Genomic DNA, 15,810 nt, shown 5'->3' with positions numbered 1-15,810 from the left:
GGTTAAATGTTTACCCAGGCGAGGTGCCGTAGGGTGGGCAAAGCGCAGCGTGCCCACGCATTTTTTGTAGTTGAGAGAGATCGTGGGCACGGCGCAAGTGCGCCTTTGCCCACCCTACGAAATACGCTCCTTTCTTGCCAACCCCACCATCTCCATCAGCATCGCTTCCCCCGCGTCCACCAGCTCCTCCAGCGTGATCCGCGGCGCACCCTTGCGCCTGACCGCGCCGCTGCGTGCGAGCAGCGGAATATGGATGAATGCCGCAAGCCTCGGCCCGCCGGCCCTGACATTCTCGATCGCGCGCCAGCTTAAGTAATTGCAGAGATAGGCGCCGGCATCGCGCGAGGAACGCGCGTCGATGCCGGTGAGGCGCGCGGCACGGAGCAGCCTTGCCGTGTGCGGCCCGAACATCATCGCATCCGCGGTGCCTGTGATGCCGCGCTTGCTCGAGCGGGTATTGGCGGCGTCAGGCCAAAGCATGGTGACGGCGTTGCGCGCGCGGGTCTCGATGCGCAGGTAGGGCGTGCGCGCGGCAAGGCCGAACATCAGCAGCGCGTCGGGCTTCACCTTCGCAAGCACTTCGGGCAATTGCCGGTCGACTGCGGCGTAGGTGACCGGAAAAATGTGGCTCGATAGCGCGACATGGTCGAGCGCCGGACGGCGCAATTGCGCCAACCGTGCCACCAGCGGCTGGGTGGGATTATAGGGCGCGCCGGGAAACAGCCCGAAGCCGGTGAGGAGAACGCGGAGCTTGTCGCTCATTGCAGCAACCCCAGAATCTGTTCGGCGGCGAGCGCGGGCGTAAGATGGCCGTCGGCGACCTCGACCTCGATCTTCTTCACCTTCGTCCGTACCGACGCCTCGCTGCGCAGCCGCGCCAGCATGCGCTGCTCCAGCATCGACCACATCCACTTCACCTGCTGATCGCGCCGCCTTGCGGCGAAATCGCCGGATGCGCTCATTGCCGTGCGGTGGTCCAGAACTTTCTGCCAGAGTTTCGCGATGCCGTCGCCGGTCAGCGCCGAATAGGTCTCGACGGGCGGATGCCAGTGCTCGGACCGCGGCGTCAAAATATGCAGCGCGCCGCGATAGTCGGCGGCGGTGATATTGGCGCGCTTGAGATTGTCGCCGTCGGCCTTGTTGATCGCGATCATGTCGGCGAGCTCGACCAGGCCCTTCTTGATGCCCTGCAATTCGTCGCCGCCGCCGGGCAGCATCAGGGCCAGGAAGAAATCGGTCATGTCGCAGACCGCCGTCTCGGACTGGCCGATGCCGACGGTCTCGACCAGCACCACGCCGAAGCCGGCGGCCTCGCACAGCAGCATCGCCTCGCGCGTCTTTGCCGCAACGCCGCCGAGCGTGCCCGAGGACGGCGAGGGACGGATGAAGGCGTCGTCCGAGGCCGACAATCGCGCCATCCGCGTCTTGTCGCCGAGGATCGAACCGCCGCTTCGCGCCGAGGATGGATCGACCGCGAGCACCGCGACCTTGTGGCCCTGCGCGATCAGATAGGTCCCGAGCGCATCGATGGTGGTGGATTTGCCGACGCCGGGCGAGCCCGTGATTCCGACACGAAACGCCTTGCCGGTGTCGGGCAGCAGCATCTGCACCAGCTCCCGCGCCAGCGCCTGATGGTCGCTGCGCCGGCTTTCCACCAGCGTGATGGCCCGGGCGAGGGCCGCGCGACTGCCGGAACGGAGGTCGCGGGCGAGGGATTTGATGTCGAGCGAGGCCTTCTTCTCAGTCATGCCCTGCTTTACAACGGCGCGGGGAGGCAGGCGAGGGCCGCCCGCCTGAAATCACCGGGATGTTGCCGCCGCCGTCTGCACCGGTTTCACCTTGCGCCAGACCCGGACCATCACCGACCAGAGCGGCGCGCCGATCGCCATGGCGCGCACGCCGCACGATAGCGTTAGCAGGGCGCCGTGAGCAACCCGACGGTCCTCAAGCGACAATCATTGTTCTTCCGCATCGCCCTTCGGCCGTGCGCCGCCGAAGATGTGCGTGCCCTCCGGAGTGAGGTAGGGCTTCAGCGTCTCCCACGGCACGAAGGCGACATATTCGCCCTCGGCGTAGGGGCCGACTGCATAGGGCGGGTAATGGAACGTGAGACCCGAGCTCTTGCCGGCTTCCGTTGACGGCGCGAGCGTCACCGCGCCGATCTTGAGAAGGCTCGGCTCCACGCTTTTGAACCATTCGTCGGTTGCGGTCTCGCTGGTGTCGCGCTTCTTCTTCTCGGCCTTGAGCGAGGTGATGATCGCCTTCACCATCGCCTTCATGGTCGGGCCCTTGTCGGCGGTTTCGGTGAAGAACGGGCGGATCGAGATGCGTTTGTTGTCAGTCTTGTCCCACAGGATGGTGTTGACGTCCGAGTTCGGATGCGCGCCGTGGGTGTCCATGTAGTCGTTGCGGAGCACGCTGACATAGCGATCGGCAACGATCGAGCGGATGGAATATTTGCGCTCGAAATCCCAGCCGCCGTCCCGAAAGAATTGCGGGTCCGCCTTGCGCGAGGCGGCAGCATCGGCCGCGTTCTTGTCGAGCCACTTCTTGCCTTCAGCGAGGCAATCGGCCGCCAGTGCCGTATCGGCCTTGATCTTGTCGTCGAGGAAGACCCGGGCGTCGATACTCTTGGTTTTGACGGCGGCATCGGGCTTGGGATCGGCGGCGAGGGAAGGCGAGAGACCGATTGCGCCCAGCAACAACGCTACGCTCAATTTCAACACGAGCTTCAAGGCTTCGGCTCCTCAGCGATTGTTCGAATGAAAGTCTCGAGCGGCGGGAGATCATCTTCGATCATATCCCAAAGGAGGTCCGCATCGGTGCGGTGGTAGGCATGGCGCAGCCAGTTTCCCAAATCAGCCAGCCCCCTCCAGTTGATGTCCGGGTTCTTCGCTTTGAGGTCGTCCGGGATGAAGCGCGAGGCTTCGCTGACGACCTGGAGCAGTCGCTCGGTCGCCAGGCGCATGAAGATATCTTTGGAGAAGCTGTCTCGCGTGTGGCCAGCGACGGCGATCCTGATCTTTCCGGCCGCATCCAGAATATGGCCGATCCGGTCAGCAAGGGTTGGGCGCACGTCAGAATACTTCGAGAATGTCGTCTGCGATGCGTTGGGCAAAGCGGGGAGAGATCGACCGTCGGACGGTTGCTTGCGCCTGCAAGCCGGTCGCATCCTCGATGATGTGTTCGACATCGATCAGATTGAGCAGCGAAAAAGTCGTATCCGGCTCGATTTCGACCAGGACATCGATGTCGCTGTCCGGGCGATAATCGTCGCGGGCGCGCGAGCCGAAGATCGCAAGCTTCGACACGCCCTTGCCTTTGATGGCATCAGCGTTTTCGCGTATTGCAGCGATGATCTCGTCGCGTGTCATGGACACAACCTGGCCGGTTACCCCGCCAGTATATCATCTACTCCGCCGCCTCGCTATGCCCGAGCCGCGCGTTCAGCTTGCGGATCAGCTCCTCCGCCGCCTCGGCAATCACCGTGCCGGGCGGGAAAATCGCCTCCGCTCCCGCCGCGTAGAGCGCGTCGTAATCCTGCGGCGGCACGACGCCGCCGACGATGATCATGATGTCCTCGCGGCCCTGCTTCTTCAGCGCGGCCTTCAGCTCCGGCACTGCGGTGAGATGGGCTGCCGCGAGCGAGGAGACGCCGAGGATGTGCACGTCGTTCTCGACCGCCTGCCGCGCGGCTTCGTCCGCGGTTGCAAACAGCGGCCCGATGTCGACATCGAAGCCGATATCGGCAAATGCCGACGCAATCACCTTCTGGCCGCGGTCGTGGCCGTCCTGGCCGATTTTTGCGACCAGGATGCGCGGGCGGCGGCCTTCCGCCTCCTCGAAGGCGTCGATCAGCGCCTGAACCTTCTCGACCTGGTTGCCCATGCTGGATGCTTCCCGCTTGTAGACGCCGGTGATGGATTTGATCTCGGCGCGGTGGCGGCCGAACACCTTTTCCATCGCGTCCGAGATTTCACCGACGGTCGCTTTCGCCCGCGCCGCGTCGATCGCGAGCGCGAGCAGATTGCCGTTGCCTTCGCCGGCCGAACGGGTCAGCGCGGCGAGTGCGGCATCGACCTCCTTCTGGTTGCGCTCGGCTTTCAGCCGCGTCAGCTTGTCGATCTGGAGCCGGCGGACGTTGCTGTTGTCGACTTTCAAAATCTCGATCGGCGTCTCGTCGGTCGGCTTGTACTTGTTGACGCCGATCACTGCCTGCTTGCCGGCATCGATGCGGGCCTGCGTCTTGGCCGAAGCCTCTTCGATACGTAATTTCGGCACGCCGGCCTCGATGGCTTTCGCCATGCCGCCGAGCTCCTCGACCTCCTGGATGTGGCCCCACGCCTTCGCCGCGAGGTCGCGCGTCAGACGCTCGACGTAATACGAGCCGCCCCAGGGATCGATGATGCGGGTGGTGCCGCTCTCCTGCTGCAGGAACAGCTGGGTGTTGCGGGCGATGCGCGCCGAGAAATCGGTCGGCAGCGCCAGGGCTTCGTCGAGCGCGTTGGTGTGCAGCGACTGGGTGTGGCCTTGGGTAGCCGCCATCGCTTCCACGGTCGTGCGCATCACATTGTTGAAGACGTCCTGCGCGGCCAGCGACCAGCCCGAGGTCTGGCTATGGGTGCGCAGCGACAGCGAGCGTGGGTCTTTCGGATTGAACGGCTTGAGCAGCTTCGCCCAGAGCAGCCGCGCGGCGCGGAGCTTGGCGACCTCCATGAAGAAGTTCATGCCGATCGCCCAGAAGAACGAGAGCCGCGGCGCGAAGCGGTCGACGTCGAGACCGGCGGCAAGTCCGGCCCGCAGATATTCGACGCCGTCGGCGAGCGTATAGGCAAGCTCGAGATCCTGCGTCGCACCGGCCTCCTGCATGTGGTAGCCGGAGATCGAGATCGAATTGTATTTCGGCATCTTTTGGGAGGTGTACGCAAAGATGTCCGAGATGATCCGCATCGATGGCGCGGGCGGATAGATATAGGTGTTGCGCACCATGAACTCTTTCAGAATGTCGTTCTGAATGGTGCCCGACAGTTTTTCCGGCGGAACGCCCTGTTCCTCGGCGGCGGCGACGTAGAGTGCGAGGATCGGCAGCACCGCGCCGTTCATGGTCATCGACACGCTCATCTGGTCGAGCGGAATCCCCGCAAACAGCGTGCGCATGTCGTAGATGGAATCGATGGCCACACCAGCCATGCCGACGTCGCCGCCGACGCGCGGATGGTCGGAATCATAGCCGCGATGGGTGGCGAGATCGAAGGCGACCGAGAGGCCCTTCTGTCCCGCAGCCAGGTTGCGGCGGTAGAACGCGTTGGAATCCTCCGCCGTGGAGAAGCCGGCATATTGCCTGACGGTCCAGGGCTGGTTGACATACATGGTCGGGTAGGGGCCGCGCAGGAACGGCGCGATGCCCGGATAGGTCTCGAGGAAGTCGAGCCCGGCGAGATCCGCCTCGCCATAGACCGGCTTCACCCGAATGCCCTCGGGCGTCAGCCACGGCTCGGCGCCGCCTGAGGGCGGGGTGGTGGGGGTCCGCTCGAAGGCGACATCGGCGAAACTGGGAATGCGGCTCATGGTTTCAACCATATCCTCAATCATGGTCCGGATGCTGATGACTGACGATGGTCGCCATCTTCTCCGGTCCGTAATTCTGCTGCGTGGTCTGGCTCGGCAGGTTGGAGATGCCGACAACCCAGCCGAGGCGCGACTCCGTTCCGTATTGCCGGGTCGGCACCAGCCGGTCGGGGCGGTCGAACGTGCCGGTCATGATCTCGATGCGCGGGCCGTCGATGCGACGGAAGCTGAGCGGCGTTCCGCAGGCCGCACAAAAATCGCGCATCGCAATCGTGGAGGATTGGAACGCCGATGGCGTGCCCTTGGTCCAGGCAAAGTCTGTCTTCTCGATATCGGCGAAGGAGGCGAACGGTGCGCCGCTCGCCTTCTGGCACATCCGGCAATGGCAGATGCTGACCTTGGCGGGCGTGGCTGAAATCGCAAAGCGCACCGCGCCGCATTGGCAGCCGCCGGTGAGAACGGGTTTGCTGGCCTCGGTCATGCCTGCTCCATCCGAACGTAAGCGTCCTGCAGCGTCGCAAGCGCATCGCCACCGGCAAAGACAAAACCCGTGACGCCGGCCGCACGGAGAGCCGCCTCGGCTTCAGTCGGGCGTCCCGCCAGAAAGATATGTCGGGCGCCGGTACTTTGCAGGGCTTTCGCTGCGCCTTCGGCGTGTTCCGCATACACCTTGTCGCTGGAACAAAGGCAGGCGAGCGCGGCTCCGGAGGCCTTGAAGGCGGCCGCGATCTTGGCCGGATCGGTAAACCCCTCGCTGCCCGTGGCCTCGATGCCGCCGGCCTCGAAGAAGCTTTTTGCAAAGGTCGCGCGCGCCGTGAAGTCGGCGGGCGTGCCGAGATTGGCCAGGAACACGCTTGGCCGCTTGCCGCGCGCCTTGAGCGCCGCGTCGGATTTGTCGCGGAGCGCTTCGAACGGCTGTGCCAAGCGGATCGGCGGCAGCGGTTCGAATTTATATTTCTGCTCGCCGTAGGGCGCCAGCGCGACCGGCGTTGCCTTCAGCACCGCCGTCTCGCTCTCATGCAGGTTCGGAAACTCGCTGGCGCCGGTCAGCACGTCGCGGCGCTTGGCGATGTTGGCGTCACGCGCCTTTCGCGCGGCTGCAACCTTGCTCTGGAACAGGCCCTGCTGAAGTGCGGAAAAGGCGCCGCCGGCTTTCTCGCTCTCCTGGAACAGCGCCCAGGCCGCGTCGCAAAGCTGCGCGGTCAGCGCCTCGATGCCGCCGGCACCCGCTGCGGGATCGCTGACCTTGGCGAGGTTGCTTTCCTCCAGCAGCAGGAGTTGCGTGTTGCGCGCCACGCGGCGCGCGAACGGATCGGGCAGGCCGAGTGCCAGCGTATGCGGCAGCACAGTGATCGCGTTGGCTCCCGCAAGCCCGGCCGCGAATGTCGCGATCGTCGCGCGCAGCATGTTCACGTAAGGATCGCGCTGCGTCAGCATGCGCCACGCCGTTTCGGCGGCGATGAACAGCGGTTTTGGCGAGAGCCCGCATGCCGTCTCGATGCGCGCCCAGAGCAGCCGCAGCGCACGGAATTTGGCCATGGTCAAAAACTGGTCGGCATCCGCAGAGAGCCGCGCATAGACCATGCCCTGCGCGGCTTCCAGCGGAATGCCGGCGCCTTCGATCGCGCGCAGATAAGCAACGCCGCAGGCGAGCACGAAGGCAAGCTCCTGCACCTCGGAGCCGCCGGCATCGTGGATCACGCGGCCATCGGCCGAGGCGAACGGCCCCTTGAAGCCGAGCGCGGCGAGGCCCTTGATCGCGCCGGTGACGGCGGGGACGATCTCGTCCCAAGTATAGGGGCTGTGGCCCCACACCGCAGCGGCCGCGAGCGGATCGAGCCCGAAGCGGATGTTGCAGGCGGCGGGATCGAGCCCGTTGTTCTTGACATATTCCGCGACGTGGATCGCGGCCATCCGCGATTGCGGTCCGATCTCGAGCTCGATGCCGATGCCGGCATCGAGATGAATGTCCTTCAAAACTCTCGCGACCGCATCCGCCGTGGGCTCCAGGCCGAAACCATGGGCACCGTTCGCTCCGGCGAACACCAGCGCAAGCCCCGTCGCGCCGTTCTCCAGATCGGTCAGCGCCTGCGCATTCGCCGTGGCCGCATCCGGATGATCGATCCGCTGCATGATCTGCCAGGGCGCTGTCGCAGCCCGTCCCACCACCGGCGCAACGTCTTTGGCGCGCGGATAGAGCGGGTCGATCTTGAGGCCGTCATAGGTCTTGCCGACCAGCTTCTCGAACGGCGCGCCCTTCAGCACGCCGTCAACCAGCTTGCGCCAGTCCTCAGGCGTGGCCTTGGGAAATTCCGCCGCCAGCTTCAGGTCGTCAGTCACGGAGGTCATACGGCCAAGGGCTCCCGAAGATATTGTTATTGGCAGGCGAATTTTGCCACGGCGGACCGTCCCTGCAAACCGTCGATTTTGGTTAACCGGTATCCGCAAGCCGCTCAATGCCTTGCGTCGAGACGCTGGCAAGCCCGTCCCGAACACGAATGCCTGCAATGACGCGGTCGGGCGCGATTTCGGCCAGCGGCACCAGCACGAAAGCGCGCTCGAACAGGCGCGGATGCGGCAGGGTCAAATCGGGCTTCCGAAACGACACGTCGTCATAAGCGATCATGTCGAGATCGAGCGTACGCGGGCCCCATTGCCGGTCCTTGTCCCGGGTGCGGCCGAATTTCTGCTCGACCTTCTGCATCACGAACAGCAGCGCATGCGGATCGAGGTCGGTCTCGATCTCGACGCAGGCGTTGATGAAGGCAGCCTGGTCCTCGTCGCCCCAGGGCGGGGTCCTGTAGTCCGAGGAGCGCGCGATGACCGCGGCCTGTGCCATGCCGCAGATGTGCGAGATCGCCTTAGCGAATGTCGCGCGGACATCGCCGACATTGCCGCCGAGGGCGATCAGCACGCTTGCCATGTTATGGATGCCGCGAGCGGGTCAGCATGATGCCGACGTCATCGAAGATCGCGGCGATCGGTGCATGCGGCTTGTGCACGGTGATCTTCACGGCGCGGATGCGCGGGAAGTGCGACAGGATGGCATCGGCCACCGCGCCGGCCGCGCGCTCCAGCAGCTTGTAATTGGTGTTCTTGAACGCCGCCGTCGTGGTCGCCACGACCTCGGCATAGGACACGGTATCGGAGAGCTTGTCGGAGCGTGAGGGCTCGGACAGGTCGGTATAGAGCTCGAGGTCGATGACGAAACGCTGGCCGACCTCGGTCTCGTGATCCATCACGCCGTGACGCGCGTGGATCGACAGGCCGGTGACGAAGATCGTATCGGTCATTGCGTGTTCTCTGGCTTGCTCTCGATGGCATGGGCGACCCGCAGGGCCTGCAAGGTCTCGGCGACGTCATGGGTCCGGATGATTTTCGCGCCCTTCTGCGCGGCGATCAGATGCGCGGCGATCGAGCCGGCAAGCCGGCCCGATGGCTCCGACGGCGACACCGAGGCGATGAAGCGCTTTCGCGAGGCACCGACCAGGATCGGCAGGCCGAACACGTCCAGCTCGCGCAAGCGCGCCAGCGCGGTCATGCTCTGCTCGGCCGTCTTGCCGAAGCCGATGCCGGGATCGAGCACGATTTTGTCGCGCGCGATGCCCGCTTTCGCGGCGATGTCCAGCGAGCGCATGAAGAACGCCTTCATGTCCACGATGATATCGATGGCGGGATCGACGCTGTCGCGGTTGTGCATGACGATGACGGGGGCGCCTCTTGCGGCGACCAGCGGCGCCATGCCGGCATCGCGTTGCAGGCCCCAGACGTCGTTGGCGATCGCGACGCCTTGGTCGAGCGCGAAGGCCACGATTTCCGACTTCATGCTGTCGATCGACACCGGCACGCCGAGCGCCACGATGCCCGCCAGCACCGGCTTCAGCCGGGCCAGCTCGTCCGCCGCCGTGACGGCCTTGGCGCCGGTATAGGGACGGGTGGACTCGGCGCCGACGTCGATGATGTCGACGCCGGCCTCGATCATCGCCCGCGCCCGCTTCAGCGCCTCTTCGGGCGCGATGAACTGGCCGCCGTCCGAGAAGGAGTCCGGCGTGACGTTGAGCACGCCCATCACCGCCGGGATCGGCCGTTCCAGCAGCGTCCGCAACGTATCTGCCCCGGCCGAGCCGGCCAGCGGGACGGATGAAGAGGGCGAGGCATTCATGCGGCCCGCTTTAGCGGTCGGGGAGGGGGGATTCAAGGCGGGATTGGAGGCGGATGCACGCTGCCTTTCGCCGTTACCCTGAGGTGGCCGCTTCTTCAGCGGCCCTCGAAGGGCGACGGCCCGGCTCTCTCCGCTCGGATGCAGCGTGGCCGTGCATCCTTCGAGGCTCCCCGCGCGGTGCTCTGCACCGCGCGCCTCGCACCTCAGGATGACGGAGCTACGATCAATAGGTAATCTTCGGCGGCAGCTTCTTCGCCTTGGCGATGATGTCGCCGACCGACTTCTCCGACGGCAGGATGCGGACCAGCTTCTTCTTCTCGTTGGCGTCGCGCATGCTCTGGGCGAGCCTTGCCGGATTCCGATAGGCGAGCTCGCGCACGGTGGCGACGCCGGCGGCGCGGACGAGGCCGACCTTGGCGCGGCCCATGCCGGGGATGCGCATATAGTCGGAGACGTTGGCCCATTCGAGCAGCAGTTGCTCGCTGATGCCGGTCTTGGCGGAGAGCGCCTTGCGGCCCTTCACGGTGGAGGCCGCTTCGAGCAGCGCGTCGGTGGTGCGGATACCCTGCGCCTTCAACTTGTTGGCGGCAAAGGCAGGCAAGCCCTCAATCTCGGAGATCGGATATGTCATGGTACTCGATATGAAAAGCGTCGCTCAGGCGAACTGGCTGAGGCCCGGCGTCCCCGCGATGATCTTGCCCATCTGATCCGCTCCGATTTTGTCTCGGCCGTAGCGGAAAAGTTCACGGGCAATCGACTGAATGTCGGACATGCCAAGCCCGAGGCCCATCAGGCGCGTGCCGACCGCCATCAGGCCGCCGCCGATCAACCGCGACAGTCCGCCGCCGCTTCTGGATGCCTCGATCGCCGCTTCGGCACCGGGGATCTGATCGATCAGGGCCTGCACGCTGTCGGAAGGACCTTCGTTACGCAGGAAGCCCAGGATGATGCCGACGGTCTTTTCAGCCACAGCACTATCTATGCTGGCGTTTGTCGCCAGCCGTCCGATCAGTTCGTCCATAAGGCCCGCCCCTCAACCGGTTCGCATGCCGGAGTATTTCTTCGAAAAATGATCTTGAGCCGGTGTGATGTGAAATTCAAGCGATGAACGCGAACAACGCTCCGATTCATTCTCGAAGACGCGAAAAGTGTTGCAGCCATGCAAGAGCAGAGATGGAATCGGCGAAAAATTGCCGCGCTGCGAACGCGTCTTTCCCACTTTTGGCGGATGTTGATTGCATGTTTCCGACAATGTCACGTGCTGAGGGCGCGTGGAACGGATTTAATCGGCGCATAACATGCGTTAAACTACGGAACTGGTGCATTCGGGTTTCAATACGCGAAACACGGCAGAGAGATCAGAGAGAATAATGACGGCACAGGACAGCAAGCTCGGCGACACCGACGACAAGATCTTCGTCGGCAAGGGAGACGAGCAGGCATGGCTGACGCTGGCGCTTGCCAATCGCCACGGTCTCGTCACCGGGGCAACCGGAACCGGTAAGACGGTGACGCTGCAGGTCATGGCGGAAGGATTTGCGCGCGCCGGTGTCCCGGTCTTCGCGGCCGACATCAAGGGCGACCTCTCCGGCATCTCCGAGGTTGGAGAAGCCAAAGACTTCATCGTCAAGCGCGCTACCGAGATGGGGCTGACGTTCCAGCCCGACCAGTTCTCCACGGTATTTTGGGATGTTTTCGGCGAGCAGGGCCATCCGGTGCGGGCGACCGTCACCGAGATGGGACCGCTGCTGCTGGCGCGCATGCTCGACCTGAACGATGTGCAGGAAGGCGTGCTCAACGTGGCCTTCCGCGTCGCCGACGATGCCGGCCTGACCCTCATCGACATGAAGGATCTGCGCGCGCTGCTCGATGCCATCGTGCCCGACGCCGGCAAGAAGGGCGCCGACGCAGAGGAAAGCCCGCTCGCCGACATCAAGAAGGCGGCGCAGGGTTTCGGCAACGTCACCAAGGCCACCGTCGGTACCATCCAGCGCCAGCTGCTGGTGCTGGAGAACCAGGGCGCCACCAAATTCTTCGGCGAGCCCGCGCTGAGCTTGAAGGACTTCATGAAGACCGACCGCGATGGCCGCGGCATGGTCAACATCCTCGTTGCAGACAAGCTGCTGCAGTCGCCGCGGCTTTACGCGACATTCCTGCTGTGGATGCTGTCAGAGCTGTTCGAGGAGCTACCCGAGGCGGGCGACCTGCCCAAGCCCAAACTGGTGTTCTTCTTCGACGAGGCGCATCTGTTGTTCAACGACGCGCCGAAGGCGCTGCTGGACAAGATCGAGCAGGTGGTGCGCCTGATACGCTCCAAGGGCGTCGGCGTCTATTTCGTGACGCAGAACCCGATCGACGTGCCCGACCGCGTGCTCGGGCAGCTGGGCAATAGGGTGCAGCACGCGCTGCGCGCCTTCACCCCGCGCGATCAGAAGGCGGTCGCGGCCGCTGCGCAGACCTTCCGCCCCAACCCGAAGCTCGATACCGCCAAGGTGATCATGGAGCTCGGCAAGGGCGAGGCGCTGGTGTCCTTCCTTGAAGGCAACGGCACACCGGCTATGGTCGAGCGCGTCATGGTCCGGCCGCCATCGGCCCGGATCGGGCCGATCACGCCGGACGAGCGTAAGGCGATCATGGATGCGAGCCCGGTCAAGGGCAAATACGACACCGCGGTCGACGCCGAGTCCGCCTATGAGATGATCCAGAAGCGCATCGCCGGCATGGCCGCAACCGCGGATGCGCCGGCAGGCGGCGAAAGCGGTGGTCTCCTCGGCCAGATCGGGTCGATCGTCGGCACCATTTTCGGCACCAATGTCAAACGCGGCCGCCTGTCGACCGGCCAGGTCATCGCGCGCGACGTGACGCGATCGGTCACCAACCAGGTGATCGGTGGGCTGGCCGCCAATGTCGGCAAGTCGATCGGCGGCCAGCTCGGCGGCTCGATCGGCCGTACGCTGGTCCGCGGCGCGCTCGGCGGGCTGCTGCGAAGGTAGCCAGAACGGCCCGATTTGCGGGCTGCCGATCCGCGGGGACGCTCCCGTGTCCAGGCAAATTTTCGGGTGAGGGGGACTCTCCAAGCGTCCGTCGGTCTGCTAGGTGCTACCTGTTTCCGACTGGACATCATGTGACACCACCGAATCGATCAGACAAACCGGGCGCATTCCGACACTTTTCGCTACGCGCGCCGCTCGACCTGCTCTTCCTGCTCTGCTGCCTGATCCTGACTGCCGACGTGCTCGGTCCGGAGATCTTCGGCCACGGCAAGACCAAGGATTATGGGCTCTGGTATTGGGCCGGACAGCAGGTCCTGCACGGCGGGCCGCTTTATCCTGCCGATATCAGGTCCTACTTCGAGTTCATCTATCCGCCCTTGCCCGCGATCCTGCTGGCGATTCCAAGCTGGTTCGGCAAGATCACGCTCTACACCGTGCTGTCGATCCTCAATATCGTAGCGTGGTGGTACACCGGCATGCTCTCCAATGCCATGACGGGGTCGGGCCACAGGGCCGGCCCGTGGCTGGAAGCGCTGCCGGCCTTCGTCACCGTGACCTTCGTGTTCGACATGTTCGACCTCGGCCAGCCGAACCTCGTGCTGCTGGCGATGATGCTATGGGGTTTCTGGTGCCTGCAGCATCAGCGGGGCTGGCTCGCCGGGTTCCTGTTCGCGCTCGCCACCGCCATCAAGGTGTTTCCGATCGCCGTGCTGCCTTATCTGGTTTGGCGGCGGAACTGGACGGCCGCAATCGGCACGATCGCCTTCACCGCCATCCTGCTTTATGTCGTGCCGGCGCCGATCCGCGGCTTCGAGCGCAACGCGGCCGAGCTCAAGACCTGGTATCAGGGCATGGTCGCTTCGAGCTCGGAAAAAGGCTTCGGCCAGCGCGACGAGCAGAACTGGTCGTGGGTCAACCAGTCCCTCATTGCGGTGACGCATCGTCTGGTCCGCCCGATCAACTACAATCAGGAAGATCCCAACAAGCCGCCGCGCACGATGAACATCATCGACGTCGACTACAAGACGGCGAACTGGATCGTGCTCGCCGTCTCGGTGCTGCTCGGGCTCGGCTTCCTCGCCGTCATGCCACGGCAATCGCAGCGAACGGCGCGCTCGGATGCCGAGGAGCTCGGCATCCTGTTCTGCCTGATGACGGTGGCCTCACCGCTGGCGCGGCAATACTATTTCATGTGGCTGTTCTTCCCGATGACGGTGCTGATGCATCGCGCCGCCTTCGACGTGCGGCCGAACGTGCGGCTGGGAACCTGGCTGACGCTGGGCGCGGTCGGCATCCTGATGCTGCTGGCGCTGCCGTGGTTTCCCAATGTCATCCAGGCCTGGGGCAACAACCTCATCGCCACGGCGATCCTGGCAGGTAGCCTCGCATGGCACATCCGGCATCCGCCGGTTGCGGCTGGCTCTGAGGCCGCAGCAGCGCTAAAACCGCAACCCTCTTGAGATTCAAAAAGTCAGGAATCCGACCATGGCCAATGCGCAGCTTCAATCCGTGCTCGACCACATCGACAAGGATTTCGACAACAGCCTGGAGCGTCTGTTCTCGCTGTTGCGGATCAAGTCGATCTCGGCGGATCCGGCCTTCGCGGGCGATTGCAAGGCGGCCGCCGAGCATCTCGCCAGGGACATCGCGAGCCTCGGTGTCGCGACCGAAGTGCGCCCGACCGCCGGCCATCCCGCCATCGTCGGCAAGACCAAAGCGGGCGGCCGGCCGCACGTGATCTTCTACGGCCATTACGACGTGCAGCCGGTCGATCCGCTCGAGCTCTGGCATCGTCCGCCGTTCGAGCCGGTCGTGACTGATCACGCCGACGGCCGCAAGATCATCGTCGCGCGCGGCGCCGAGGACGACAAGGGCCAGGTGATGACCTTCGTCGAAGCCTGCCGCGCCTGGAAGAAGGTGACGGGCTCGCTGCCGATCGACGTCACCTTCCTGATCGAAGGCGAGGAGGAGGTCGGCTCGAAGAATTTCGTGCCGTTCATCGAGGCCAACAAGGACGAGTTCAAGGCCGATTACGTCCTGGTCTGCGACACCGGCATGTGGGACCGCAACACGCCGGCGATCACGACCTCGCTGCGCGGCCTGCTCTACGAGGAGCTGAAGATCACCGCGGCCAATCGCGACCTGCATTCCGGCGTGTTCGGCGGCACCGCGATGAACCCGATCCGCGTGCTGACGAAGATCCTCGGCGGCCTGTTCGACGACGACAACCGCATCACGATTCCCGGTTTCTATGACGGCGTGAAGGATCTGCCGCCGGACATTCTGGAGCAGTGGAAGAAGCTCAATTTGACGCCGGAGATGTTCCTGAAGCCGATCGGCCTGTCGATCCCCGCGGGCGAGAAACGCCGGCTCCTGATCGAGCAGGCCTCCTCGCGTCCGACCTGCGATGTCAACGGCATCTGGGGCGGCTATATCGGCGAAGGCTCGAAGACGGTGATTCCGTCGCATGCCTCGGCCAAAGTCTCGTTCCGCCTGGTCGAGGGGCAGGACCCGCAGAAGATCCGCAAGGCGTTCCGTGACTACGTCACCGCGCGGCTTCCCGGCGACTGCAAGGTCGAGTTCGGCGACCATTCCGCCGCGCCCGCCGTCGCGCTCGACTGGAACATGAAGCCGCTCGCCGCCGCCAGCAAGGCGCTCAGTGAGGAATGGGGCAAGGAGACCGTGCTGATGGGCTCGGGCGCCTCGATCCCGATCGTCGCCGACTTCAAGCGCACGCTTGGCCTCGACTCGCTGCTGGTCGGCTTCGGCCTCGACGACGACAACATCCACTCGCCGAACGAGAAGTACGACCTCCGCAGCTTCCAGAAGGGCATCCGGTCGTGGGCCCGCATCCTCGCCGCACTGGCGGAAGTGAAGTAGGCACGGTGCCGTAGGGTGGGCAAAGGCGCGCTCTTCGCGCGCCGTGCCCACGTCTTCCATCGTGATCGGATAGAGGTCGTGGGCACGGCGCTTTGCGCCTTTGCCCACCCTACGAGACCTTCGTTATGCGAAGACTCTCTCCCCGTCATTGCTGTGCATGTTCACTAATTCGCTGATCGAATTCATCCTGTTGAGGGAGAATTCTGA

General features: G+C 64.4%; 16 protein-coding genes. 3 read left to right on the top strand and 13 right to left on the bottom strand.

What is annotated here, in order from left to right:
• Positions 1-114: 114 nt before the first annotated feature.
• The 13 genes from HYH08_RS14220 to HYH08_RS14160 form a co-directional block, all read right to left on the bottom strand.
• Entirely contained in the window at positions 115-762 is a 648-nt protein-coding gene (locus tag HYH08_RS14220; RefSeq protein WP_220010438.1) for a pyroglutamyl-peptidase I, read from the bottom strand.
• Positions 759-1,748 (bottom strand): methylmalonyl Co-A mutase-associated GTPase MeaB, encoded by a 990-nt coding sequence (gene meaB / locus HYH08_RS14215; protein WP_220010437.1) that lies wholly within the window; start codon positions 1,746-1,748, stop codon positions 759-761. The genes HYH08_RS14220 and meaB overlap by 4 nt, the downstream gene beginning before the upstream one ends.
• A gap of 207 nt (positions 1,749-1,955) precedes the next feature.
• On the bottom strand, positions 1,956-2,726 hold the full coding sequence (locus HYH08_RS14210; protein WP_502788095.1) for an RsiV family protein: 771 nt from the start codon (positions 2,724-2,726) through the stop codon (positions 1,956-1,958).
• Between the two features lie 5 nt (positions 2,727-2,731).
• Positions 2,732-3,076: a HepT-like ribonuclease domain-containing protein gene (locus HYH08_RS14205; protein ID WP_220010435.1), complete on the bottom strand. Its 345-nt coding sequence runs from the start codon at positions 3,074-3,076 to the stop codon at positions 2,732-2,734.
• Position 3,077: 1 nt separating this feature from the next.
• The gene (locus HYH08_RS14200; protein ID WP_220010434.1) at positions 3,078-3,374 is read right to left on the bottom strand and encodes a nucleotidyltransferase family protein; all 297 of its coding nucleotides are present in this window, start codon (positions 3,372-3,374) and stop codon (positions 3,078-3,080) included.
• 37 nt (positions 3,375-3,411) lie between these two features.
• On the bottom strand, positions 3,412-5,568 hold the full coding sequence (gene scpA, locus HYH08_RS14195; RefSeq protein ID WP_220010433.1) for a methylmalonyl-CoA mutase: 2,157 nt from the start codon (positions 5,566-5,568) through the stop codon (positions 3,412-3,414).
• Positions 5,569-5,584: 16 nt separating this feature from the next.
• Complete coding sequence (locus HYH08_RS14190; protein WP_220010432.1) at positions 5,585-6,049, bottom strand: GFA family protein; 465 nt, start codon at positions 6,047-6,049, stop codon at positions 5,585-5,587.
• Positions 6,046-7,917, bottom strand: coding sequence for a methylmalonyl-CoA mutase family protein (locus HYH08_RS14185; RefSeq protein ID WP_220010431.1), 1,872 nt, complete (start codon positions 7,915-7,917; stop codon positions 6,046-6,048). Before HYH08_RS14185 ends, HYH08_RS14190 begins: the two co-directional genes overlap by 4 nt.
• Positions 7,918-7,999: 82 nt before the next feature.
• Positions 8,000-8,491 carry a 2-amino-4-hydroxy-6-hydroxymethyldihydropteridine diphosphokinase gene (gene folK / locus HYH08_RS14180; RefSeq protein WP_220010430.1) on the bottom strand — a complete coding sequence of 164 codons (492 nt, stop codon included), beginning with the start codon at positions 8,489-8,491 and terminating at the stop codon, positions 8,000-8,002.
• A 1-nt stretch (position 8,492) separates the two neighbouring features.
• Positions 8,493-8,861, bottom strand: a complete 369-nt coding sequence (gene folB, locus HYH08_RS14175; protein ID WP_220010429.1) for a dihydroneopterin aldolase — start codon at positions 8,859-8,861, stop codon at positions 8,493-8,495.
• Positions 8,858-9,730, bottom strand: coding sequence for a dihydropteroate synthase (gene folP, locus HYH08_RS14170; RefSeq protein ID WP_220010428.1), 873 nt, complete (start codon positions 9,728-9,730; stop codon positions 8,858-8,860). Before folP ends, folB begins: the two co-directional genes overlap by 4 nt.
• 223 nt (positions 9,731-9,953) lie before the next feature.
• Entirely contained in the window at positions 9,954-10,361 is a 408-nt protein-coding gene (locus tag HYH08_RS14165) for a DUF4332 domain-containing protein (RefSeq protein ID WP_220010427.1), read from the bottom strand.
• A 24-nt stretch (positions 10,362-10,385) separates the two neighbouring features.
• Entirely contained in the window at positions 10,386-10,751 is a 366-nt protein-coding gene (locus HYH08_RS14160; protein WP_220010426.1) for a DUF2267 domain-containing protein, read from the bottom strand.
• Positions 10,752-11,100: 349 nt separating this feature from the next.
• Here HYH08_RS14160 and HYH08_RS14155 point away from each other — a divergent pair, with 349 nt between their 5' ends.
• The 3 genes from HYH08_RS14155 (at position 11,101) to HYH08_RS14145 (ending at position 15,603) form a co-directional block, all read left to right on the top strand.
• Entirely contained in the window at positions 11,101-12,723 is a 1,623-nt protein-coding gene (locus HYH08_RS14155) for a helicase HerA-like domain-containing protein (RefSeq protein WP_220010425.1), read from the top strand.
• A 131-nt stretch (positions 12,724-12,854) separates the two neighbouring features.
• The gene (locus HYH08_RS14150; protein WP_220010424.1) at positions 12,855-14,183 is read left to right on the top strand and encodes a glycosyltransferase family 87 protein; all 1,329 of its coding nucleotides are present in this window, start codon (positions 12,855-12,857) and stop codon (positions 14,181-14,183) included.
• Positions 14,184-14,208: 25 nt separating this feature from the next.
• On the top strand, positions 14,209-15,603 hold the full coding sequence (locus tag HYH08_RS14145; RefSeq protein WP_220010423.1) for a M20/M25/M40 family metallo-hydrolase: 1,395 nt from the start codon (positions 14,209-14,211) through the stop codon (positions 15,601-15,603).
• Positions 15,604-15,810 lie beyond the last annotated feature (207 nt).

Origin of the sequence: Bradyrhizobium sp. BR 10289 (assembly GCF_019455385.1) — a bacterium.
Lineage (GTDB): Bacteria > Pseudomonadota > Alphaproteobacteria > Rhizobiales > Xanthobacteraceae > Bradyrhizobium.
Note: the sequence above shows the minus strand (reverse complement) of the source record. Positions and strands in the feature narration are given on the sequence as shown.